Annotated in this window: 20 protein-coding genes; 11 read left to right on the forward strand and 9 right to left on the reverse strand. The window is 73.6% G+C overall.

The genetic code is table 11. The annotated features are described in order from the left end of the window. Nucleotides 1-53 precede the first annotated feature (53 nt). A complete protein-coding gene (locus tag QOZ86_RS11725; protein ID WP_284492141.1) occupies nt 54-1349 on the reverse strand; it encodes an acetyl-CoA C-acetyltransferase in 1296 nt (431 codons plus the stop codon). Between the two features lie 61 nt (nt 1350-1410). On the opposite strand from QOZ86_RS11725, the gene QOZ86_RS11730 reads away from it, so the two are divergent. Then, on the forward strand, nt 1411-2115 hold the full coding sequence (locus tag QOZ86_RS11730) for a TetR family transcriptional regulator (RefSeq protein WP_284492142.1): 705 nt from the start codon (nt 1411-1413) through the stop codon (nt 2113-2115). Beyond that, the gene (locus tag QOZ86_RS11735) at nt 2112-4187 is read left to right on the forward strand and encodes an acyl-CoA dehydrogenase family protein (protein WP_284492143.1); all 2076 of its coding nucleotides are present in this window, start codon (nt 2112-2114) and stop codon (nt 4185-4187) included. The genes QOZ86_RS11730 and QOZ86_RS11735 overlap by 4 nt, the downstream gene beginning before the upstream one ends. A gap of 224 nt (nt 4188-4411) precedes the next feature. On the opposite strand, the gene QOZ86_RS11740 is transcribed toward QOZ86_RS11735, so the two are convergent. Continuing rightward, entirely contained in the window at nt 4412-7168 is a 2757-nt protein-coding gene (locus tag QOZ86_RS11740; protein ID WP_284492144.1) for a SpoIIE family protein phosphatase, read from the reverse strand. Nucleotides 7169-7347: 179 nt separating this feature from the next. Here QOZ86_RS11740 and QOZ86_RS11745 point away from each other — a divergent pair, with 179 nt between their 5' ends. Beyond that, nucleotides 7348-8445, forward strand: coding sequence for an EAL domain-containing protein (locus tag QOZ86_RS11745; protein ID WP_284492145.1), 1098 nt, complete (start codon nt 7348-7350; stop codon nt 8443-8445). Between the two features lie 56 nt (nt 8446-8501). Continuing rightward, entirely contained in the window at nt 8502-8675 is a 174-nt protein-coding gene (locus QOZ86_RS11750; protein WP_284492146.1) for a DUF1059 domain-containing protein, read from the forward strand. Between the two features lie 45 nt (nt 8676-8720). On the opposite strand, the gene QOZ86_RS11755 is transcribed toward QOZ86_RS11750, so the two are convergent. Next, a complete protein-coding gene (locus QOZ86_RS11755) occupies nt 8721-9644 on the reverse strand; it encodes an aldo/keto reductase (protein ID WP_284492147.1) in 924 nt (307 codons plus the stop codon). A gap of 272 nt (nt 9645-9916) precedes the next feature. Between QOZ86_RS11755 and QOZ86_RS11760 the strand changes: the two genes are divergently transcribed. Beyond that, the gene (locus tag QOZ86_RS11760; RefSeq protein WP_284492148.1) at nt 9917-10264 is read left to right on the forward strand and encodes an HU family DNA-binding protein; all 348 of its coding nucleotides are present in this window, start codon (nt 9917-9919) and stop codon (nt 10262-10264) included. 134 nt (nt 10265-10398) lie between these two features. Continuing rightward, a complete protein-coding gene (locus QOZ86_RS11765; RefSeq protein WP_284492149.1) occupies nt 10399-11655 on the forward strand; it encodes a serine hydrolase domain-containing protein in 1257 nt (418 codons plus the stop codon). A gap of 82 nt (nt 11656-11737) precedes the next feature. Here the strand turns inward: QOZ86_RS11765 and QOZ86_RS11770 are convergent, their stop codons facing one another. Then, on the reverse strand, nt 11738-12241 hold the full coding sequence (locus tag QOZ86_RS11770; protein WP_431521215.1) for a MaoC family dehydratase: 504 nt from the start codon (nt 12239-12241) through the stop codon (nt 11738-11740). A 28-nt stretch (nt 12242-12269) separates the two neighbouring features. On the opposite strand from QOZ86_RS11770, the gene folP reads away from it, so the two are divergent. The 4 genes from folP to QOZ86_RS11790 all read left to right on the forward strand — a co-directional run bounded on the left by folP (nt 12270) and on the right by QOZ86_RS11790 (nt 16605). Next, complete coding sequence (folP, locus tag QOZ86_RS11775; RefSeq protein WP_284492150.1) at nt 12270-13130, forward strand: dihydropteroate synthase; 861 nt, start codon at nt 12270-12272, stop codon at nt 13128-13130. A 173-nt stretch (nt 13131-13303) separates the two neighbouring features. Next, complete coding sequence (locus tag QOZ86_RS11780) at nt 13304-13729, forward strand: PaaI family thioesterase (protein ID WP_284492151.1); 426 nt, start codon at nt 13304-13306, stop codon at nt 13727-13729. Nucleotides 13730-13817: 88 nt separating this feature from the next. After that, a complete protein-coding gene (locus QOZ86_RS11785; protein WP_284492152.1) occupies nt 13818-15416 on the forward strand; it encodes a 4-coumarate--CoA ligase family protein in 1599 nt (532 codons plus the stop codon). Nucleotides 15417-15612: 196 nt separating this feature from the next. Then, complete coding sequence (locus tag QOZ86_RS11790) at nt 15613-16605, forward strand: NAD(P)H-quinone oxidoreductase (RefSeq protein ID WP_284492153.1); 993 nt, start codon at nt 15613-15615, stop codon at nt 16603-16605. A 1-nt stretch (nt 16606) separates the two neighbouring features. On the opposite strand, the gene QOZ86_RS11795 is transcribed toward QOZ86_RS11790, so the two are convergent. Then, on the reverse strand, nt 16607-17830 hold the full coding sequence (locus tag QOZ86_RS11795) for a cysteine desulfurase-like protein (protein WP_284492154.1): 1224 nt from the start codon (nt 17828-17830) through the stop codon (nt 16607-16609). A gap of 110 nt (nt 17831-17940) precedes the next feature. Here QOZ86_RS11795 and QOZ86_RS11800 point away from each other — a divergent pair, with 110 nt between their 5' ends. Beyond that, nucleotides 17941-18480 (forward strand): bacterial proteasome activator family protein, encoded by a 540-nt coding sequence (locus QOZ86_RS11800; protein ID WP_284492155.1) that lies wholly within the window; start codon nt 17941-17943, stop codon nt 18478-18480. A 131-nt stretch (nt 18481-18611) separates the two neighbouring features. On the opposite strand, the gene QOZ86_RS11805 is transcribed toward QOZ86_RS11800, so the two are convergent. The 4 genes from QOZ86_RS11805 to QOZ86_RS11820 form a co-directional block, all read right to left on the reverse strand. Continuing rightward, nucleotides 18612-19415 (reverse strand): HAD family hydrolase, encoded by an 804-nt coding sequence (locus QOZ86_RS11805; RefSeq protein ID WP_284492156.1) that lies wholly within the window; start codon nt 19413-19415, stop codon nt 18612-18614. An 11-nt stretch (nt 19416-19426) separates the two neighbouring features. Then, nucleotides 19427-20335 (reverse strand): HAD family hydrolase, encoded by a 909-nt coding sequence (locus QOZ86_RS11810; RefSeq protein ID WP_284492157.1) that lies wholly within the window; start codon nt 20333-20335, stop codon nt 19427-19429. A 79-nt stretch (nt 20336-20414) separates the two neighbouring features. Further along, entirely contained in the window at nt 20415-21716 is a 1302-nt protein-coding gene (gene serS, locus QOZ86_RS11815) for a serine--tRNA ligase (RefSeq protein ID WP_284492158.1), read from the reverse strand. 95 nt (nt 21717-21811) lie between these two features. Beyond that, a partial coding sequence (locus QOZ86_RS11820; protein WP_284492159.1) for an IS1634 family transposase occupies nt 21812-22536 on the reverse strand: 725 nt, incomplete at its 5' end.

A 22536-nucleotide genomic window follows, 5' to 3' on the forward strand; every position in this document is an offset into this window, starting at 1 on the left:
TGGCGCGGCTCCCCATCCGGTGCCGCGGCTCAGCACGACCGGCGGTGTGCGGGTCAGGACTCGAGGATGGCGACGACGCCCTGGCCGCCGGCCGCGCAGATCGAGATCAGGCCGCGCTTGCCCGGGCCCGCCTCGTGCAGCGTCTTCGCCAGCTGCGCGACGATCCGGCCGCCGGTCGCGGCGAACGGGTGCCCGGCCGCCAGCGAGGAGCCGTTGACGTTGAGCTTCGCGCGGTCGATCGAGCCCAGCGGCGCGTCGAGGCCGAGCTTCTCCTTGCAGTAGCCCGGGTCCTCCCAGGCCTTCGTCGTGGCGAGCACCGTGGAGGCGAACGCCTCGTGGATCTCGTAGAAGTCGAAGTCCTGCAGCGCGAGCCCGTTGCGGACCAGCAGCACCGGGACGGCGTACACCGGCGCCATGAGCAGGCCCTCGCCGCCGTGCACGTAGTCGACGGCGGCGGTCTGCGCGTCGACCAGGTGGGCGAGCACCGGCAGCCCCTTGGCGTCGGCCCACTCGTCCGACGCCAGCAGGACCGCCGACGCGCCGTCGGTGAGCGGCGTCGAGTTGCCCGCCGTCATCGTGGCGCCCTCGCCCGTGCCGAAGACCGGCCTGAGCTTCGCGAGTTTCTCCACCGACGAATCCGGGCGCAGGTTGTTGTCCCGGGCCAGGCCGAGGAACGGCGTCACCAGGTCGTCGAAGAAGCCACGGTCGTAGGCGGCGGCCATGAGCTGGTGCGAGCGGGCGGCGAGCTCGTCCTGCTCCTCCCGGCCGATCTCCCACTCCTCGGCGGTGATCGCCGCGTGGTCACCCATCGCCAGGCCGGTGCGGGGCTCGGCGTTGCGCGGGATCTCCGGCGCGATCATGCCGGGGCGGATCCGGCCGAGGACCTTGAGCCGGTCCTGCCACGTCCTGGCGTTGTTCAGCGAGATCAGCACGCGGCGCAGGTCGTCGCTGACGGCGAGCGGGGCATCGGACGTGGTGTCCACACCGCCGGCGATGCCCGACTCGATCTGCCCGAGGGCGATCTTGTTGGCGACGAGGATCGCCGCCTCCAGCCCCGTGCCGCAGGCCTGCTGGACGTCGTAGGCCGGCGTGGTGGCCGACAGCTTCGAGCCGAGCACCGCCTCGCGGGTGAGGTTGAAGTCGCGGGCGTGCTTCAGGACGGCGCCGGCGACGACCTCGCCCACCGACTCCCCCTGCAGGCCGAAGCGGGCGACCAGCCCGTCGAGGGTCGCGGTGAGCATGTCCTGGTTGGACGCCTGGGCGTACGCCGTGTTGGACCGCGCGAACGGGATCCGGTTCCCGCCGACGATCGCCGCCTTGCGGGTCGTGGGCTGCTGGCTCTGCGCCATGGAGACCTCCGGGATTCGAGTGGGCGGGCCGGTACGCACGGTATCAGGTACTGTCGGTTACGTGAAGGCCGAGGCGGTGCGAGAGACGTCGCAGGCTGAGCGCCGCGCGCAGGAGAAGAAGGTGTCGCACCGCCGGGACCGGCGCGACTCGAGATGGGACGAGCACCGTCGCGAACGGCGGGAACAACTCGTCCAGGCGACGCTCACCGCGGTGGCCAAGCACGGCGCGGGCGTCGGCATGGAGGAGATCGCGGCCGAGGCCGGCACCAGCAAGACCGTCGTCTACCGGCACTTCGCCGACCGCGCCGACCTGCACGTCGCCGTCTGCGCGCGGGTATCCGAGCAGCTGCTGCCCACGCTGCGCGCGGCGATGGCGAGCACCGCCGAGCCCCGCGCCATGCTCGGCGCCGCGATCGAGGCCTACCTCGCCTTCCTCGAGGCCGATCCGGAGCTGTACCGGTTCGTCGTCTCCGCCCCCGGCGGTGACCGGCCGGCCGACGCCGACCCGGTCACCGGGCTGGCCGACCTCGTCGGCGACCAGGCGGCCGCGCTGCTGGCCGCCGCCCTCACCGGCGCCGGGCGTGATCCCGCGGCCGCCGCCCCCTGGGGCCACGGCGTCGTCGGTCTGGTCCGCGCCGCCGCCGACTGGTGGCTGCGCGCCGGCCGCCCCATGGCTCGCCGTGAGCTCGCGGCGCACCTCACCGAACTGGCCTGGGCCGGACTCTCCGGCGTCGCGACCACCGGAACCCGCAAGGAGGACCTGTGACGAGCACCCTGCACCCCACGGTCGACCCGGCCCACCTCCAGGAGGTGCTCGACGGCCGCTGGGCACACGTGCGCCGCGACGCCCGGGAGAACCTGCACCACCCGGAGATGCTCCCGGTCTACGGCGAGTCGATGGCCGAGGCCCGCGAGCGGGTCACCCGGATGGCCCGCACGCTCGCCGAGTCCGGCCGGGTGATCCTCGGATTCCCCAAGGAGTTCGGCGGCGAGGCCGACTCCGGCGGCTCGGTGATCTCCATCGAGATGCTCGCCTTCACCGACCTCTCGCTCATGGTCAAGGCCGGCGTCCAGTGGGGGCTGTTCGGTGGCGCCGTCCAGCTGCTGGGCACGCGCCGGCACCACGAGACCTACCTGCGCGAGATCATGAGCTTCGACCTGCCCGGCTGCTTCGCCATGACCGAGACCGGGCACGGCTCCGACGTCCAGCAGCTGCGCACCACCTGCACCTACGACCCGGCCACGCAGACGTTCGACCTGCACACCCCGCACGAGGCCGCACGCAAGGACTACATCGGCAACGCGGCCCGGGACGGGCGCATGGCCGTCGTCTTCGCCCAGCTGATCGCCCGGGGTGAGAACCACGGCGTGCACGCCTGGCTGGTGCCGATCCGGGACGAAGAGGGCAACCCGATGCCCGGCGTCACCATCGGCGACGACGGCCCGAAGGCCGGGCTGCTGGGCGTCGACAACGGCCGGCTGACCTTCGACCATGTCAGCGTGCCGCGCGACATGCTGCTCGACCGCTACGGGCAGGTCGCCGCCGACGGCACCTACACGTCGTCGATCGAGAACGAGACCCGCCGCTTCTTCACCATGCTGGGCACGCTCGTGCGCGGCCGGGTCAGCGTCGGGGGCTCGGCCGCGTCGGCCACGAAGCTGGCCCTGGACATCGCCGTGCGCTACGGCAACGCCCGCCGCCAGTTCGCGGCCCCGGGCGAGGACCGCGAGATCGTCATCAACGACTACCTCGTGCACCAGCGCAAGCTCCTCCCCGCGCTGGCGAAGACCTACGCGCTGAACTTCGCGCAGGGTGAGCTGGTCAGCACGATGCACGACGTCCAGACGGCGGTCCACGAGCACGGCCAGGAGATCGACGAGCAGGCCCAGCGGGAGCTCGAGTCCCGCGCCGCCGGGCTGAAGGTCGCCCAGACGTGGCATGCGACGCAGACCATCCAGATGTGCCGCGAGGCCTGCGGCGGGGCCGGCTACCTGCAGGAGAACCGGCTGCCGCACCTCAAGGCCGACACCGACGTCTTCACCACCTTCGAGGGCGACAACACCGTCCTGCTCCAGCTGGTGGCGAAGGGGCTGCTCACCGGCTACCGCGACACCTTCGGCTCGCTCGACGGCTGGGGCCGGATCGGCTTCGTCGCCGACATGGTGCGCGAGACGGTCCTGGAGCGGACGGCGGCCCGCGCGCTGATCGCCCGCCTCGTCGACGCCGTGCCCGGGCTGGAGGACGCGCCGATGCTCGACCGCGGCTGGCAGCTGAAGATGCTCGAGTTCCGAGAGAAGCACACGCTGGAGGGGGCGATCCGGCGGCTGCGGAGGAACTCGACCACGGAGTCACATCCCACCCGTCCCATGGCCCCCTTCGACATGTTCAACGACGTCCAGGACCACGTGCTCAAGACGGCGCAGACGCACATCGACCGGATCGTCCTCGAGGCGTTCGTCGACGGCGTCGACCGCACCACCGACCCGGCCGCGAGGACGCTGCTGGACGCCGTCTGCGACCTCTACGCGCTGTCCACCATCGAGGCCGACAAGGCCTGGTTCCTCGAGCACGGGCAGCTCACCCCCGCACGCGCCAAGACGCTGACCGCCACCGTGAACGCCCTTCTCAAGCAGCTGCGCCCGCACATGACCACGCTGGTCGACGCCTTCGCCATCCCGGCGGGATGGAAGGCCGCGGCGATCCTCGAGGAGGAGCCCGGCCGGCAGGAGGCCATGGCCGCCCGCGACGCCGAGCTGCGCCGGGAGCAGGGTGCGGTCGGGTGGGTGGGAGGTCCCGGAGCCACCGCGACCGACCTGGACGTGCCGCCCGGCCAGTGACGCAGAGGTGTTCCACGGACAGTCCGACTCTGAATGCCCACGCACTCAGAGTCAGACGGTGCCGGGAACCACCTGCCGGCCGGTGGCACGGATCTGCCGCGCGCAGTCGGACTCCGGCCGCTCCCGCGGGCCGAGTCCGGCCGGTGCGGAGAGATCGGTCCTCCGGCGGGCGGGAGCGCCGCTGGCACGGGAGGTGGTCGCGGGGGCGACTCGTCCGCCCGGCGTCATTCCTCCGGGCGCAGGCGGACGGCGAGGACGGCGACGTCGTCCTCCGCGTCGGGCAGGAACATCCGCTCGAGCACCCGGTCGCACAGCTCGCCCAGCGGCAGCCCCGCGCACTCGCCGAGCACCTCGAGCAGCTGCTGGGTGCCGGCGTCGATGTCCCGGTCGCGCCGCTCGACCAGCCCGTCGGTGTAGAGCAGCACCGTGGCTCCGGGCGCGAGGACGGCCGCGTGGTCCTCGCGGTCGGTCTCCGGCGCCACCCCGAGCAGCAGATCGGCCTGCTTGCCGTCGAGCAGGACCACCGTTCCGTCCGAGGCCAGCAGCGCCGGCGGCGGATGGCCCGCGTTGGCCCAGCGCAGCCGCAGGCGGCCGGCCTCGTCGCCGGGCTCGGGCTCGAGGTGGGCGACCAGCGCGGTGGCCATCGTGTCCAGCGCCAGCCCCTGGACGGCGCGATCGAGCTCGCTGAGCACCTCCGCAGGCGAGCCGCCGCTGGAGTAGCTGATCCCGCGCAGCAGGCCGCGCACCTGGCCCATCGCCGCGGCCGCGCGGGTGTCGTGCCCGACGACGTCGCCGATGGCCAGCACCGTGGTCCCACCCCGCTGCAGGAAGGCGTCGTACCAGTCGCCGCCGATCTCGGCGCCCTCGGCCGCCGGGACGTACCGGACGACGATCTCGCAGTGCTCGGGCTGCGGCGGCTCGGTGAGCATGCTGCGCTGCAGTGCGTCGGCCAGCTCGCGCTGCTGCCCGTAGAGCCGGGCCTGGTGCAGGGCGAGGCCGGCCCGCCGGCCGATCTCCACGGCGGTGTCCACCTCGCCGTCGCCCAGCGGGCCGCGCTCCTCCCGGGTGATCAGGCCCAGCGCCCCGAGCACCTGGCCGCGGGCCACCAGCGGGACCACCACCCCGGAGCCCGCCCCCAGCCGGGCGAACCGCTCACGAGCGGCCGGGTCGGGCAGCGCCCGGACCACGTGCTCCCACTCGATGACCGGCAGCACCACCGGGCGGCCGGAGGCGGTGACCTGCCGCGCGGCGGACTCCTCGCTCATCGTGGCGACCATCGCGCGGACGAAGTCCTCGACCTCCGGCCGCCGCGCGCGGTCACGATGACCGCTGGCGACGTCGTGCAGCCGGCCCTGCTCGTCGGTGACCACGATCCAGCACCAGTCGGCGAGCTCCGGAACGACGAGTGCGGCCAGCTGCCCGATCTGCTGGTTGATGTCCAGCGTTCCCGACAGCACCCGGCCTGCCTCGGCGAGCAGCCGGAGCCGCTCGTTGGCCTGGGCCATGGCCGCCACCGCGGCGGCACGCTCGGCGTCGGCCTGCAGCCGCGAGACGCTCAGCGCGATCTGCGCGGCCAGGGCCTCGAGCACCTCGACGTCGTCACCGAGGAACTCGTGGTCGACGGTCCAGACCGCGAGGAACGTGCCGAGGACCCGGCCCTCCACCCGCAGCGGCATCGCCGCCACGGCCCGCAGCCCGACCAGGTCGACGACCGGCGCCATCGCGGGGAACCGGGCGATCGTCTCGGCGGGATCGCTGAGCATCAGGCGGCGGCCGCGCCGGGCGGCGTACTGGGCCGGCAGCGCGTCGTCCATCGGCAGGACGACACCGTCGGCCACACCGATCCCAGGGTGGTGCTCACGGACGGTGGCCGCCAGGTTCCCGGCCATGTGCAGGCGCAGCGGACCGCCCGGTGCGTCGAAGATCGCCAGCGCACCCGTCTGGGCCCCCAGCACGTGGGCGCCGCGCAGCACGACGTCGGCGAGGTCCTCGAGGCGGGCGGCGTTGGCGAGCTCCGCGGCGACCTCTGCGATGGCAGCGGCCCGCTCCACCGCGGTGAGCCGGCGCTGGGCCTGGCCCCGTGCCTCGGTGACGTCGAGGACGGTGCCGAGCACGCGCGCCGGTGCACCGGAGGCGTCGGCCACCACGCGGCCGCGGGCGAGCACCCAGCGGGCGACGCCGTCCTCGCGGCGCACCCGGAACTCGACGGTGTAGTGGCCCCGCTCCTCGATCGCGACCCGCATCGCCTCGTCCACGGCGGCGTGGTCCTCCGGGTGCACGTGCTGGGTCAGCACCCGGTCCAGCGACTCGTGATCGACCGCGGAGTCCACGCCGAACAGGGCCGCGCACCGCTCGTCCCAGTGGATGGTCCCGGTGCGCAGGTCGCGCTCCCAGATGCCGACCGAGCTGGCCTCCAGGGCCACCTCCAGCCATGCGCGGGAGGTGCCGACGGCGGACTGCGCGGCGGAGAGCTCGAGCTCGGCGACGACGGAGGCCGCGAGCTGCTCCAGGAGCTGCTCGGCGTCGTCGGACCACTCGCGGGGACCGGTGTCGTAGACCGCCAGGGCGCCGACCACCTGGCCGGAGGCGGCCTGCAACGGCGCCCCGAGGTAGGACCGCACCTGCCCGGAGGTCACGGCCGGCAGGTCGGCGACCCGCTCGTCCTCGGCTGCCGAGCAGATGCGCAGCGACGAACCCTGCCGCACGGTGATCGCCGAGAGGGCGCCGGTCAGCAGGGCCGGCCCGCCCACCACGCCGGCCGGCAGCCCGTGACCGCCGACGACGACGTCGTGGTCGGTGAACAGGGTGACCTTCACGTGACCGACGCCCAGCAGCCGCGCAGCGAGCGCGGAGAGCCGGTCGAAGGCGGCCGGCCCGGGCACCTCCAGCAGCAGCCGCCGGGCCGCGGCGACCCGCAGCGGATCGGTCAGCTGATCGCCCCCCGGCAGGCCCGGGGAGACGGTGGAGGGAGCGCCGGCCACACAGCCCTCCGCCCGGTCTCGCCGCACCCGGCCGGGTGCTCCTGACAGCACATGCTGGCACGAGCGCGGAGCCGACCGGGACCGGCATGCCGGCGGCGCGGGTCCGGGCGCGTCCCCCTGCGGGGTGAGCCCCCGCACGCCCGGTCAAGGAACGGCGCGCACCGGCCGATGCCCATCCCATGTTCGGCACGCGCACGGTCCGCCTCCCGGATTGCCGGCCGCTGCTCGCCGACTCCGACGACCTCACGCTGGTCTTCCAGCCCATCGTCGACCTCGCCGCCGCCACGATCGCCGGCTACGAGGCGCTCGCCCGGTTCCCCGGCGCGGCCGGGCCGGACGTCTGGTTCGCCGCGGCCGCCGAGGCCGGCGTCGCCGCCGAACTGGAGGCGCTGGCCATCCACAAGGCGCTGGCCGCCGTCGACAGCCTGCCGCCCAACACCTTCCTGACCGTCAACGTCAGCCCGCACCTGCTGGGCGCCGTCGTCGTCCAGGAGGCGCTGGCCAGCCGGGACGATCTGCGCCGCGTCGTCGTCGAGCTCACCGAGCACACCCCCGTCGACGACCTGGCCGTCCTGCGCCGGCAGACCGACGCCCTGCGGGCACGTGGCGCGCTGATCGCCCTCGACGACGCCGGCAGCGGCTACTCCGGGCTGCAGCAGCTGGCCGCCGTCCGGCCGCAGCTGGTCAAGCTCGACCGGGCGCTGGTCGCCGACGTCGACGGCGACCCCGTGCGCATGGCGCTGGCCGAGATGATCGGCGAGTTCGCCGGCCGGATCGACGCCTGGCTGCTCGCCGAGGGCATCGAGACCCCCGGCGAGCTGGCCGCCTTCGCCCGTCTCGGCGCCCCGCTGGCCCAGGGCTGGCTGCTGGGCCGGCCGACGCCGGAGTTCCGGCCGCTGGACCCCGAGGTCGCCCGCCTGGTCCGCGCCCAGATCGCCCGTGCCCGGCTGACCGAGAGCGTGGCCAGCCTGCTGCGGCCGGTCCGGCAGTGCGTGCTGGGCGAGGAGGCCCCCGGCGTCCCCCCGGCCGTCCTGGTCGGGCCGCAGGGCGAGCCGGCGGCGCTGCTGCTCGCCGATCCCCGGACCGGGGAGATCCACACCGCGCCGGTGTCGCTGCGGGTGCACCCGTCCACCGATGTCGGCGAGGCCCTCCAGCGGGCGCTCACCCGGCCGCCCGCCCACCGTTTCGATCCCGTCGTCTGCACCGACCCGGCCGGCTACGTGCTGGGGCTGCTGCGGATCGAGGACCTCGCGACGGCCGCCCGCAGCGCTCGCTGATCCCCAGACCCCGGCGGCCGACCGGACGCCGGCACCCCTCCCCGAGGAGAACCCCCATGAAGCGCTTCACCTGCGGCGACGTGATCCCCGGCTGCGACGCAGCGTTCACCGCCGCTGACGAGGACGGCATCTTCGCCCAGGCGGTGCCGCACGGCGCCACCGCGCACGGCATCGACGAGGTGACCCCCGAGCTGGCCGCGGCGGTGCGCGCGCACATCCACACCGTCTGAGCAGCGCCTCCCCCGGGTTGCCTCGTGGGCGACCCGGAGGGGCTGTCAGGCCGACGCGTCGGTGAGCCGCCGCCGCTCGTCGTCGCCGAGCACGAGGTCCTGCATCGGCAGCAGGTCGGCGAGCTGCTCGACCGTGCGCCCGCTGGCGATGGGGGCGACGACGGCCGGCTGGTCGGCCAGCCAGCGCAGCGCCACCGCCGGCATCGGCACGCCGTACCCGTCGGCCACCTCGGCCAGGGCCGCAAGCACCCGGTCGCCGCGCTCCCCCAGGTAGGCCGACGCCTTCTCCGCGCGCACCGAGTCGATCTGCTGCCCCGGCCGGTACTTGCCGGTGAGGAAGCCCTTGGCCAGCCCGTAGTACGGCAGCACGCCCAGCCCGCGGTCGAGGGCGACGCCGCGCAACTCGTCCTCGAAGACCGGCCGCTCCACGAGGTTGTAGTGGGTCTGCAGGGCGGCGTACCGCGCCGTTCCCGCCCGCTCGGCGGTGTCCAGCGCCTCGGTCAGCCGCGCCGCGGAGTAGTTCGACGCGGCCACGTACCGCACCTTGCCGGCCTGCACGAGCTCGTCGAACGCGCGCACGGTCTCCTCCAGCGACGTCGTCTCGTCGTCGTAGTGGGCGTAGTAGACGTCGATCACGTCGGTCTGCAGGTTGCGCAGCGACCGCTCCACCGCCGCCCGGATCTCCCCGGCCGCCAGCGGGTGCTCCTTCTGCATGCGCGAGGCCTTGGTGGCGACGACGACCCGGTCGCGGGCACCCCGGTCGGCCAGCCAGGCGCCGAGGATCCGCTCGGACTCGCCGTCGCCGTAGGACCCGGCGGTGTCGACGAACGGCTGGACCGTGCTGGGGGTGGCGTCCAGGTAGCGGTCGAGCACGGCGTAGGACGTCGCCTGGTCGGCCGTCCAGCCGAAGACGTTGCCGCCCAGGCAGAGCGGGCTCACGGTCAGATCGGTCCCTGGCAGCGTCGGCATGGACCCACGCTAGTTGAAGGACCCTCCTGCCCCCCGTCGCTCGCACGCTCGCGACGGGACCCTGCAGGAGGGCCAGGGGTCAGGAGTCGCGCGCTGGTGCGGGTGTGGCCGAGGGTTCTCCTGCGGGGCCTCCGGAGGCCCCCCGCTGGCGGGACGGCGGGCCGGCATGGCACCGTGCCCCCCGGCCCGGACTTCCGCGAGACCGGGCGCCCCGTGGGCCGCGCCACCCGCGCGGATCTCGGGGAACCCCGCCGGCGCCCCGCGCGTCCAGGGTGAGGAGCCCGGCTGCGTGCCGAGCACACGGCACCCACCACCGCCTACGGAAAGGTTGCACCATGAACAAGGCCGAACTGGTCTCCGCCATCGCCAAGCGCGCCGACGTCCCGGCCTCGACCGTCGACTCGGTCCTCGCCGGCCTGCAGGACGAGCTCGTCGACGCCATCACCCGCGGCGAGAAGGTCGCCGTCCCGGGCCTGATCACCGTCGAGCGCACCCAGCGGTCCGCCCGCACCGGCCGCAACCCGCAGACCGGGGAGTCGATCGACATCCCGGCGGCCAACGCCGTCAAGGTGACCGCCGGATCGAACCTCAAGAAGGCCGCGAGCTCCGTCCCCGTCTGATCCTCTCCGGGAACCGGTGTCCGCCGCCGGGCGGACGTCCCGACCCCGTGTGTCCCGCCTCACAACGGCGTGAGTCAGGATGCCGGTCGAGACGTCGCCCGGCGGCGGGCGGCGTCCAGGACCCGGAGGTGGGCGTGAGCAGTGATCTGCAGGTGCGGACGGACCCGGCCGAAGTGGGGATGGACCCGGCCAGGTTGGCACGCATCGACGGCCGGCTGAACCGCTACGTCGACGACGGCCAGCTGCCCGGCTTCCTGGTCACGGTCGCCCGGCGCGGGAGGGTCGTGCACGTCGGCCGCTCCGGCTTCCGGAACGTCGAGGAGGGCCTCCCCGTCGAGGAGGACACCCGCTGGCGGATCTTCTCGATGACCAAGCCGATCACCTCGGTCGCGGCGATGATGCTGTACGAGGAGGGGGCTTTCCAGCTCACCGACCCGATCGCGCGCTGGCTGCCGGAGTTCGCCGAGACCCGGGTGTACGTGGCCGGGTCGGCGATGAAGCCGGTCACCAGCCCGCAGGTCGAGCCGATCCGCGTGTGGCACCTGCTCACCCACATGTCGGGGCTCACCTACGGCTTCCACCACGCGCACCCCGTCGACGCCATGTACCGCGCGATGGGCCACGAGTGGGGCACGCCCCCGGGTGCGGACTCGGCCGAGGTGTGCCGCCAGTGGGCGTCGGTGCCGCTGGTCTTCCAGCCGGGCAGCGAGTGGAACTACGGCGTCTCCACCGACGTGCTGGGCCGCCTGGTCGAGGTGGTGTCAGGCCGGCCGCTGGACGAGTTCTTCGAGCAGCGGATATTCACCCCGCTCGGCATGCGGGACACCTCGTTCGGCCTGCGGGACGGCGACGACGTCGACTCCCTGGCCCGCCTCTACTCCGCCGTCCCCGGGCAGCCCGGCGGCGCCGCGACCGGCTTCGCGCCGCTCGACGCCATGGGGCAGGCGGCGCACCGCAAGCCCGCGTTCCTCTCCGGCGGCGGCGGGCTGGTCTCCACCGCGGGCGACTACCTGCGGTTCATCGAGGTGCTGCGCCGCGGGGGCTCCTACGACGGTGGCCGGCTGCTCGGCCCGCGCACGCTCGCGCACATGGTCAGCAACCACATCCCCGGCGGCCAGGACCTGGAGACCTTCGGCCGGCCGCTGTTCGCCGAGACGCCGCTGCGCGGAGTGGGCTTCGGGCTTGGCTTCTCCATGGTGCTGGACCCGGCGCGCTACGGCGTCGTCTCCAGCGTCGGCGACTACAGCTGGGGCGGGGCGGCGTCCACGGCCTTCTACGTCGACCCGGTCGAGGACGTCACCGTCAGCTTCTACACCCAGCTGCTGCCCTCGAGCACCCTGCCGATCCGCAACTACCTGCGCCAGCTGGTCAACCAGGCCATCGTCACCTGATCCCGACCCGGCAAAGGAGGCTTTACCTACGGTTCCGGGGTCACATCCGTAGGCAAAGCCTCCTATGCCTGGGGGCCGCGGGCTACAGGTAGCGGCGGTAGACGACGGTCGCGACCATCGCCGGCTTGCTGCCGCCCTCGGTCTCCACGGTGACGGCGAGGTTCATCTGGACGCCGCCCTCGAACGGCGTCGCCGCCTCGAGCGTGGCCCCGACCCGCACCCGCGCGCCCACCGGCACCGGGGAGGGGAAGCGCACCTTCTCCGTGCCGTAGTTGACGCCCATGCGGAAGCCGGTGATCTCCACGATCTGCGGCATCAGCGAGGGCAGCAGCGACAGGGTCAGGTAGCCGTGCGCGATCGGCCCGCCGAAGGGGCTCTCCTTCTTCGCCCGCTCCGGGTCGACGTGGATCCACTGGTGGTCACCGGTCGCCTCGGCGAACTGGTCCACCTGCTCCTGGGTGATCGTCACCCAGTCGCTGTGGCCCAGGTGCTGCCCGACCAGGCCCTGGACCCCTTCGATGCCGTCGGCCGTCGTCTGCGCCATCTGCTCTGCCTCCTCGTGCACGGTCTGCTTGGCTGACTCCACCACACACCACCATCGGACGGGGAGCGGGTTGCTGCGACTGGGAGCCCTCGACGTGCCCGACGGGCGGTTCGTGGTCATGGCGATCGTCAACCGCACCCCCGACTCGTTCTACGACCGCGGCGCCACCTACGAGCTGGCCGCCGCCGTCGAGCGGGTGGACCGCGTGGTCGCCGAGGGGGCCGACATGGTGGACGTCGGCGGCGTGAAGGCCGCGCCCGGCGAGGAGGTCACCCCCGCCGAGGAGGTGCGCCGCACCGTCGACCTGGTGGCGGCGATCCGCGCCGCGCACCCCACGCTGCCGATCTCGATCGACACCTGGCGGGCCGCGGTGGCCCGCGAGGCGCTGGCTGCCGGTGCGGACATCGTGAACGACGCCTGGGGCGGGGTGGACCCGCAGCTGGCGGTCGTGGCCGCCGAAGCCGGCGCCGGCCTCGTGTGCACGCACGCCGGCGGGCTGCCGCCGCGCACCCGCCCGCACCGGGTCACCTACGACGACGTCGTCGCCGACATCGTCTCGCGGACGACGACGCTGGCCGAGACCGCCGTCGCCGCCGGGGTGGAGCGGGAGCGCATCCTCGTCGACCCCGGGCACGACTTCGGCAAGAACACCCGGCACTCGCTGGAGGCCACCCGCCGGCTGGGCGAGCTGGTGGACACCGGCTGGCCGGTGCTGGTGGCGCTGTCGAACAAGGACTTCGTCGGCGAGACCCTCGACGTCGCCCTCGACGAGCGCCTCACCGGCACGCTGGCCGCGACGGCGGTCAGCGCCTGGCTGGGCGCGCGGGTGTTCCGCGCCCACGACGTCGCGCCCACCCGGCAGACGCTGGACATGGTCGCCTCGCTCCAGGGCGCCCGCCCGCCGGTGCGCACGGTCCGCGGCCTGGCCTGACGCGAGCACTCGACCTCGGAGGGCGTAACCGGTGCGACCGACCTCACCGGAGGATCGCCGTCCTCGTGCTGGAGCGTGAGGTCGGCAACCCCACGGTGAGGCCGGCGGGCCGGCGCAGGACCACCGACGGTCCCGCGCCGGGGCCCGGCACACCGCTCGCTAGGTTCGCACCCATGTCCGCCACCGGGTACCTGAACGCCGACGAGCTCAACACCCTGCTCCCCGGCACGCTGCCGGGGCTGCTCGGCATCGTCGTCGACAGCCACGAGCCCGGGCGGCTGACCGCGCACCTGGACATCCGGCCCGAGCTGCTGGCGCCCAACGGCTACCTGCACGCCGGCACCGTGGTCACGCTGGCCGACACCAGCTGCGGCCTGCCCACGCGGGCGCTGCTGCCCGAGGGCTCGACGGGCTTCACCACGATCGAGCTGAAGAGCAACCACCTCGGCACCGCGCGGGAGGGGCGGATCCAGGCGGTGGCCACGAACGTGCACGCCGGACGGACGACGCAGGTGTGGGACGCCGTGGTGAGCAACGCCGCGACGGGGAAGACGATCGCGCTGTTCCGCTGCACGCAGTCGGTGCTCTGGCCGCGCTGATCGGGCGAACCCCTCGGCAACCCCCTTGTGAGCGGGGGCACCGCAGGTGTGAGACTGGCGCCACAACACCGTGCGAGGAGGAACCACCGTGGCGCTGGCCAGCCGTTTTCCCGACGTCGAGATCCCGGACGTCTCCGTCCCCGAGTTCGTCCTCGCGGCCGGCCGGGACCGGCCCGACGCACCGGCGCTCATCGACGGCCTCAAGGGTGACGTGATCACCCACGGTCAGCTGGCCGCGTACGTCGACCGGGTCGCCGCCAACCTGCACGCCCGCGGCCTGCGCAAGGGCGACGTCGTCGCCGTCTTCTGCCCGAACACCCCCTGGTTCCCGGTGGTGTTCCACGGCATCGCCGCGGCCGGTTGCGTGATGAGCCCGATCAACTCGCTCTACACGCCCGACGAGATCGCCTTCCAGCTGAAGGACTCCGGCGCCAAGATCCTCATCACGATCTCGCTGTTCCTGGATCGCGCCACCGCGGCCGCGGAGAAGTCCCCGCTCGACGAGATCATCGTGCTCGACGGCGCCGAGGGGCACGCCAACCTCTTCGACCTCCTGGGCGCCGACGCCCCGTCGGTGCAGGTCGACATCGACCCGGCCAACGACCTCGTCACGCTGCCCTACTCCAGCGGCACCACGGGCCTGCCCAAGGGCGTCATGCTCACCCACCGCAACCTGGTGGCCAACGTGGCCCAGTGCCGGCCGCTGATCCAGCTGGGCGAGGACGAGCGGATCATCGCCGTCCTGCCGTTCTTCCACATCTACGGCCTCACCGTGCTGATGAACCAGGGCCTGGCGTGGGGCGGCGCCGTCGTCACCCTGCCGCGGTTCGACCTGGAGGACTTCCTCCGCACGATCCAGGACCACAAGATCACCCGCGCGTTCGTGGCGCCGCCCATCCTGCTGGCCATGGCCAAGCACCCGATGGTCGACCAGTACGACCTGTCCTCGCTCACCGCGATCCTCTCCGGCGCCGCCCCGCTCGACGAGCAGCTCGCACTGGCCGCCCAGGACCGGCTGCGCAAGGGCGCCGACACCGGCGTCACGGTGGGCCAGGGCTACGGCATGACGGAGCTCTCCCCCGTCTCGCACACCACCCCCGACCCGGGCGCCGAGCCCCCGGGCGTCACCACCGAGGTGCCCAAGGGCTCGGTCGGCTACGCGATCCCCAACACCGAGTGCCGGCTGATCGACCCCGCCACCGGTGAGGACGCCGCCGAGGGCGAGCGCGGCGAGCTGTGGGTGCGCGGCCCGCAGGTGATGAAGGGGTACCTGAACAACCCCGATGCCACGGCCGGGACGGTCGACAGCGAGGGCTGGCTGCACACCGGCGACGTCGCGGTCGTCGACGAGAACGGTTGCTACACCGTCGTCGACCGGGTCAAGGAGCTGATCAAGTACAAGGGCTACCAGGTGGCTCCGGCCGAGCTGGAAGCCGTGCTCATCAACCACCCGGAGATCGCCGACGCCGCCGTCATCGGCGTGCCGGACAAGGAGAGCGGCGAGGAGCTGCCCAAGGCCTTCGTCGTCCGCGCCCCCGGCTCGGTGATCACCACGGACGCCGTCATGGCCTACATGGCCGAGAAGGTGGCGCCGCACAAGAAGATCCGCTTCGTCGAGTTCATCGACCAGGTGCCGAAGTCGGCGGCCGGCAAGATCCTGCGCAAGGACCTCAAGGCCCGCGCCTGAGCGATCCCCTGCCGGCGGCGCCGTATCCCTCCGGGGATGCGGCGCCGTCGCGCGTCGGGGGCAGGGGCAGGGGCAGGGGCAGGGGCAGGGGCACGCCAATAGGCATCGGATGCGGGTCCCCGGTGTCGAAGAGACCCGCGCTCGGCGATTCGCGGCGAGCAGCCCACGCTCCCGCGGGCTCCCATAGGGTCGGGCCATGCTCGCGGTGACGATCAGCGAACCCGGTGGCCCTGAAGTGCTGCAGTGGACGGAGGTGGCCGACCCGGTGTGCGGTCCGGGCGAGGTGGTCGTCGACGTCGTCGCCACGGCGGTGAACCGGGCCGACCTGCTCCAGCGGCAGGGCTTCTACGCACCGCCGAGGGGTACCAGCGAGATCCTCGGCCTGGAGTGCAGCGGGATCGTCAGCGAGGTCGGCGACGGCGTGACGGAGTGGGCGAGAGGCGACGAGGTGTGCGCGCTCCTGGCCGGCGGTGGCTACGCCGAGCGGGTCGCCGTCCCCGCCGAGCAGCTGCTCCCCCGGCCGGCCGGCGTCGAGCTGGCCACCGCCGCCGCGCTGCCCGAGGTCGCCTGCACCGTCTGGTCCAACGCCTTCCTGCTCGCCGGGTTGGAGCGCGGCGACAACTTCCTGGTGCACGGCGGCTCCAGCGGCATCGGCACCATGGCCATCCAGCTGGCCGCCCGTGCCGGGGCACGGGTGTTCACCACCGCGGGCAGCGCCGCCAAGCTCGCCGTCTGCCGGGAGCTCGGCGCGGAGGTGGCGATCAACTACCGCGACGAGGACTTCGTCGAGCGGGTGCGGGAGGCGACCGACGGCCGCGGCGCCGACGTCGTCCTGGACAACATGGGCGCCAAGTACCTGTCCCGCAACGTCGACGCCCTGGCCGACGGCGGCCGGCTGGTGATCATCGGCATGCAGGGCGGCAGCAAGGCGGAGCTGGACATCAACGCGCTGCTGCGCAAGCGCGGCTCGGTGCACGCCACCGCGCTGCGCTCCCGGCCGGTCCGCGGCCCGGGGGGCAAGGCCGAGATCGTCGCCGCGGTGCGCCACGACGTGTGGCCCGATGTCGAGCGCGGCGTGGTCCGGCCGATCGTCGACCGGCGGCTGCCGATGTCGCAGGCTGCCGAGGCGCACCGCGTCGTCGCGGCCAGCGAGCACATCGGGAAGGTGCTGCTGCTGCCCGGCGAGTGAGTCAGCGGGGCCGCAGCCCCGCCACGGCGTCGATGATCCGGCCCACCTCGTCGGCCGTGTTGTAGTGCATGAGCCCCAGCCGCACCGCTCCCCCGGTCTCGTTGACGCCGAGGGCGTCGAACAGCTCGCGGGCGTAGAAGTCACCGTCCCAGGCGCAGATCCCGGCCCGGGCCAGCTCTGCGGCCACCTGGCGGGGGCGCATGCCGGCCACCGTGAACGACAGGGTCGGGGTGCAGCGCTCGGGCTCACCGAGCACCTGCACGTGCCGCATCGTGCGCAGCGCCTGGTCCAGCCACTCGAACAGGTCGCCTTCGTGGCGCGCGACGGCGGCCATGGACGCCCGCAGCCGGTCCCGCCGGGTGCCGACCGCCTCAGCGCACAGGCCGGCCAGGTGGTCGACGGCGGCGCTCACCCCCGCGAACAGCTCGAACGGCGGGGTGCCGGTCTCGAACCGTTCGGGCACCCGGTCCGACGAGGGCAGCAGCTTGTCCGGCCGCAGGTGCTCCAGCAGGTCGGGATCGGCCACGACGGCGCCGACGTGCGGCCCGCCCCACTTGTAGGCGGAGACGGCGACGAAGTCCGCCCCGAGCGACACCTTGTCGAGGAACACGTGCGGAGCGGCGTGGACGGCGTCCACGTAGACCAGCGCCCCCACCGCCCGGGCCTGCGCGGCGATGCCGGCGACGTCGGGGCGGGTGCCGAGCGCGTTGCTGGCGGCGGTGACCGCCACCAGCCGGGTGCGGCGGTCCAGCAGCTCGGCGTACTGCCAGGCGGGCAGCTCGCCGGTCTCGATGTCCACCTCCGCCCAGCGCACCTGCACGCCGACGGCGTCGGCCACCTGCAGCCACGGCCGCACGTTGGCGTCGTGGTCCAGGCGGCTGAGCACGATCTCGTCGCCCGCCCGCCAGGTCCGCGCCAGCGCCCGGGCCAGGCCGTAGGTCAGCGTGGTCATGTTGGCGCCGAGCACCACCCCGCCGGGCCGGCCGCCGACCAGGTCGGCCACGGCGGCGCGCGCTACGGAGACGAGCGCCTCCGCCCGCCCGGAGGCCGGGAAGACCCCGCCCCGGTTGGCCACCGGCATGCGCATCGCGGACCCGACCGCGTGCGCGACGTTCTCGGGCACCAGGGATCCGGCCGGCCCGTCGGCGTGCACGTAGCCGTCGGCGAGGGCCGGGAAGAGGCCTCGCACCCGGGCGACGTCCAGCCGTGCCGCCCCCGATGACATGCGCCGCACCCTAGTTCCTGGCCGCCGCCCGCGACGCGCCGTCCCGGTGTTCCGCAGGCTCCCTCCAGGCCGTCCGGCCGGCTGTCCCCGCCACCGGGCAGGATGGAGGCATGACGGCACCGCAGAACGGCAGCGAACGTTCCCAGCAGGTCGTGGTGGTCGGGCCCGACGGGCATCCGGTCGGCACCCTGCCGATGCCACAGGGCGACGACGGGGGTGACCAGCCCGGCGTCGGCGAGATGGTCGAGCAGCCCGCCAAGGTCATGCGGATCGGCACGATGATCAAGCAGCTGCTCGAGGAGGTACGAGCCGCGCCCCTCGACGAGGCCAGCCGCAACCGGCTCCGCGACATCCACGCCGCGTCGATCCGGGAGCTGGAGGACGGGCTGGCGCCGGAGCTGCGCGAGGAGCTGGAGCGGATCAGCCTGCCGTTCAGCGAGGGGGAAACCCCGTCCGACGCCGAGCTGCGGATCGCCCAGGCTCAGCTGGTCGGCTGGCTCGAGGGCGTCTTCCACGGCATCCAGACCGCGATCTTCGCCCAGCAGATGGCGGCTCGGGCCCAGCTGGAGGAGGTGCGCCGCAAGGCTCTCCCCGGCGGCCAGGCGCCGGCGCAGCCGGACTTCCGGCCGGGCGGCGGCCAGTACCTCTGACGCGCACCCAGCTGGGATCAGCTGATCTGATCCCGGCTGAGGGGCTCAGACGCGGAAGCGGCGGGTGGAGGGGTTACGACAGTGCTGCGCCGATCTTCAGCTGGCCAGGAACCGGCCTACGTCAGGTGTGACTAGAGCGACGCCAGGAACGTGGCGACGCCGTCATCGTCGTTGCCGCCGGTGACGTCGGTGGCGACGGCCAGCAGGTCGGGGTGCGCGTGCGCCATCGCCACGGCGCGGCCGCCGCCGTCGCGCACCCACTCGAAGGCGGCGATGTCGTTGGGCATGTCGCCGAAGACCACGACGTCCTCCGGACCGACGCCGTGGCCGGCGGCCACCTTCGCCAGCCCGGTGGCCTTGGTGATGCCGGGGGCGGAGATCTCGGCCAGCGCGTCGGTCGAGGAGTTCGTGACGGTGCCGCGGACGCCGACGACCTCCTCGACCAGCTGCACGAACGCGTCGCGGGTCATGGACTCGTGGCGGGCCAGCAACTTCGCCGCCGGGGCGGCGGTCATCTCGTCCAGCGTCGCCACCGCCACGCCGGGCGCGTCCACGTCCCACCGCGGCCGGTAGATCGGCTCGTGCCGGAACTCCCACCCGTACTCGACGGCGAACCACATCGTGGCGTGGTGGGCGCGTAGCTCCGCGGTGATCGCCTGCAGCGCGTCGGGCTCCAACGGTGCCTCGTCGAGGATCTCCATCGGCTCCAGGTCCAGCAGCACCGCACCGTTGCAGCAGACCGCGGTGCCGTAGCGCAGCACCTCCCGGACACCGTGCATCCAGCGCGGCGGCCGGCCGGTCGCCAGCACCAGCGGGACGCCGTCGGCCCGCCACCGCGCCAGCTCGGCGACCGTCGCGGCGCTCACCGACTCGTCGTGGCGCAGCAAGGTGCCGTCCATGTCGCTGGCGATCAGCCGGGGCCGCCAGTCAGACATCGTGCATCCGGTCAGACATCGAGCACGGCTTCCAGGTAGCGGGCGACGCCGTCGGCCCGGTGGCCGCTGGTCGTCCCGTGCACGACGGCCCGCACGGCCGGGTGGGCGTTGGCCACCGCGATCGCCCGGCCGCCCGCCTCGGCGACGGCGGTGAGCATCGGCAGGTCGTTCGGCATGTCACCGAACACCAGCACGTCGCCGAGGTCGACGCCGTAGCGCTCCAGCGCGATCGCCAGCCCGGTCGCCTTGGTGATCCCGGGCGGGAGCACCTCGATGAAGCCGAGGCCGGCGTGGGTCAGCTCGGCGTCGCCCGGGTCGACGACAGAGCGCGCCAGGGCGAGGAGCTCGTCCTGGTCGATGCCCGGCGAGCGGAGGAAGACCTTGAGCACGGCCTCGGCCGGCAGCACCTCCGCCCGGGACAGCAGCTGCGCCCCCTCCGGGTAGGGCCAGTCGAAGCCGTGCTGCACGCGCAGCCGGGCGTGCACCTCGCCCTGCTCGGCGGCGTCCTCCACCGCGAGGATCAGCTCCCCGGTCACCGCCTCGATCCGCTCGATGACCGCGGCCGCCTGCGCGCGCGGCAGGGCGACGGTGCGCAGGACCTCGTCCCGTTCCAGGTCGACGACGAAACCACCCTGCGCGAGCACCGCGATGCCGCGCCCGTCGAGGGCGGCACGCACGCTGTCCAGCAGCCGGGGGCCGCGGCCGGTCACGCCCACCACCGGGATGCCGGCGTCCCAGCAGGTGTCCAGCGCCGCCCGGGTGCGCGGGCTCACCTCGCCGGCGGCGTCCAGCAGTGTGCCGTCGAGGTCGGTGGCCACCAGCTTCGGCCGCCAGGTGCCCAGGTCCCCGAGCTCGACCACCTGGTCGGCGCCCGGGAGGACGCCGTAGGCCTGCAGGGCCTCCGGCGGGTGTGCGCTCATGCGGAACGCCCGACGACAGCTGCGGGAGCATCGCAGCGAGCTCTGCGAGCGAGGAGCGGACCGGGGCGCGGAGTCGGGCTCATGCGCTGGGCGGCGGCACGGGCGCCGCCAGTGTCATGCCGGGCGTCAGCGACTCCACGCCGCCCAGCCACGGGCGCAGGGCCACCGGCACGTGCACCGAGCCGTCAGCCCGCTGGTGCACCTCGAGCAGGCAGGCGATGGTGCGGGCGATGGCGCAGAGCGTGCCGTTGAGCGTGGCCGCGATCTGGGTCTTCCCGTCGTCGTCCCGGTAGCGGATGTTCAGCCGGCGGGCCTGGAACGTGGTGCAGTCCGACGTCGAGGTCAGCTCGCGGTAGGTGCCCTGGGTGGGGAACCAGGCCTCGATGTCGTACTTGCGGGTCGCGCTCGTGCCGAGGTCGCCGGCGGCGATGTCGACGACGCGGTAGGGCAGCTCGAGGGCGGAGAGGAACTCCTCCTCCCAGGCCAGCAGGCGCAGGTGCTCGGCGGCGGTGTCCTCCGGCCGGGCGAAGCTGAACATCTCGACCTTGTCGAACCAGTGCACGCGGATGATGCCGCGGGTGTCCTTGCCGTAGGAGCCGGCCTCGCGGCGGAAGCAGGAGGACCAGCCGGCGTAGCGCTTGGGCCCGGCCGACAGGTCGAGCACCTCACCGGAGTGCATGCCGGCCAGCGCGACCTCGGAGGTGCCGACGAGATAGAGGTCGTCGCGCTCGATCCGGTAGACCTCCTCGTCGTGCTCGCCGAGGAAGCCGGTGCCCTCCATGGCCTCCGGGCGCACCAGGGCGGGGGCGATGACCGGGGTGAACCCGGCGGCGACGGCACGGCTGATGGCCAGCTGGGCGAGCGCGAACTCCAGCAGCGCCCCCGGGCCGGTGAGGAAGTAGAAGCGCGAGCCCGACACCTTGGCGCCGCGCTCCATGTCGATGGCGCCGAGGGCCTCGCCGATCTCGATGTGGTCGCGCACCGGGAAGTCGTAGGCGGGCACTTCGCCGACCGTGCGGATGGGGACCGCGTCGTCCTCACCGCCGGGCGGCACCTCGTTGGCCACGACGTTCGGGATGCGGGTGTGCACCGCGCGCAGGGCGGCGTCGGCAGCGCGTTGCGCCTCCTCGGCCTCCCGGACCTCGGCGGCCAGCGCCTTGGCCCGCGCCAGGACGGCGGGGCGCTCCTCCGGCGTGGCCTTCTTCACCGCCTGCGACGCACTCTTCTGCTCTGCGCGCAGGTCGTCGGCCCGCTTGACCGCCTCGCGACGGGCGACGTCGGCGGCGAGCAGCGCGTCGACCACGGACTCGTCGGCTCCCCGGGCCCGCTGGCTGGCACGGACGACGTCGGGGTTCTCACGCACGAGCCGGAGGTCGATCACGCCGTCGATCGTACGGACGCACGGATCGGAGAGTCAGTCACGCCGAGACGAAGCGCTACGGTCCAAGCGGACGTCGCCCGACTTTGATCATTTGCTTAGTGCATGAATTCGGCCTGCGGTAGCGCATCGAGGATGGCTCGCTGAGCTGCGGGAACGGCGGGGTGGAACGTCTGGGTGGCGCCGTTGATCGCGACCGTGGCCGAGCGCAGCGGCCGCAGCTGGCGGATCACGTTGCCGATCGCCAGGCCGGTGCGGTTCTGGACCTCACGGGCCACGGCCAGGGCGGTGAACACGACGGTGAGGTGGGCCTCGATGGCGTCGCGGGTGTGGTGGAACATCGGTCTGGCCCGCAGATCGGTCTTGCTCATCCGGAAGGACTGCTCGACCCGCCACAGGTCGTGGTAGCTGCCGATCACCTCGGTCGCGGGCATGAGGTTGGCGGGGATGTTGGTGACGTAGCCCTTCAGCCCGACCAGGCTCTGCGCCCTGGCCAGCGCCTTCTCATCCAGGGATCGGGCGCCGTTGCTGGTCTTGACGAACCGCGGCGTGCGGGCCGCGCGTTCGCCGGCGACGACCTCCCGTGCCCGGGCCTCCTGCAGGGCGAGGGTCTTGCGGTCCCGGGCTGCGCGCCTGGCCGAGTATGCCCACACCGCCCGCCACGACCGGTCGTGCTGGACCGGGTCCCAGACAGGTTCGGCGCGGCGGGCGGTGTCGTTCTCCCCGACCTTCCCGCCCTTGGCGCGGCCGGTCTTGGGGGTGATCGTGTCGATGACCTGGCCATCGGTGAAGGCGTCGCCGTGCCAGTGGAAGTGGGACTCCA

It is taken from the genome of Blastococcus capsensis, from assembly GCF_030165005.1.
Lineage (GTDB): Bacteria > Actinomycetota > Actinomycetes > Mycobacteriales > Geodermatophilaceae > Blastococcus > Blastococcus capsensis.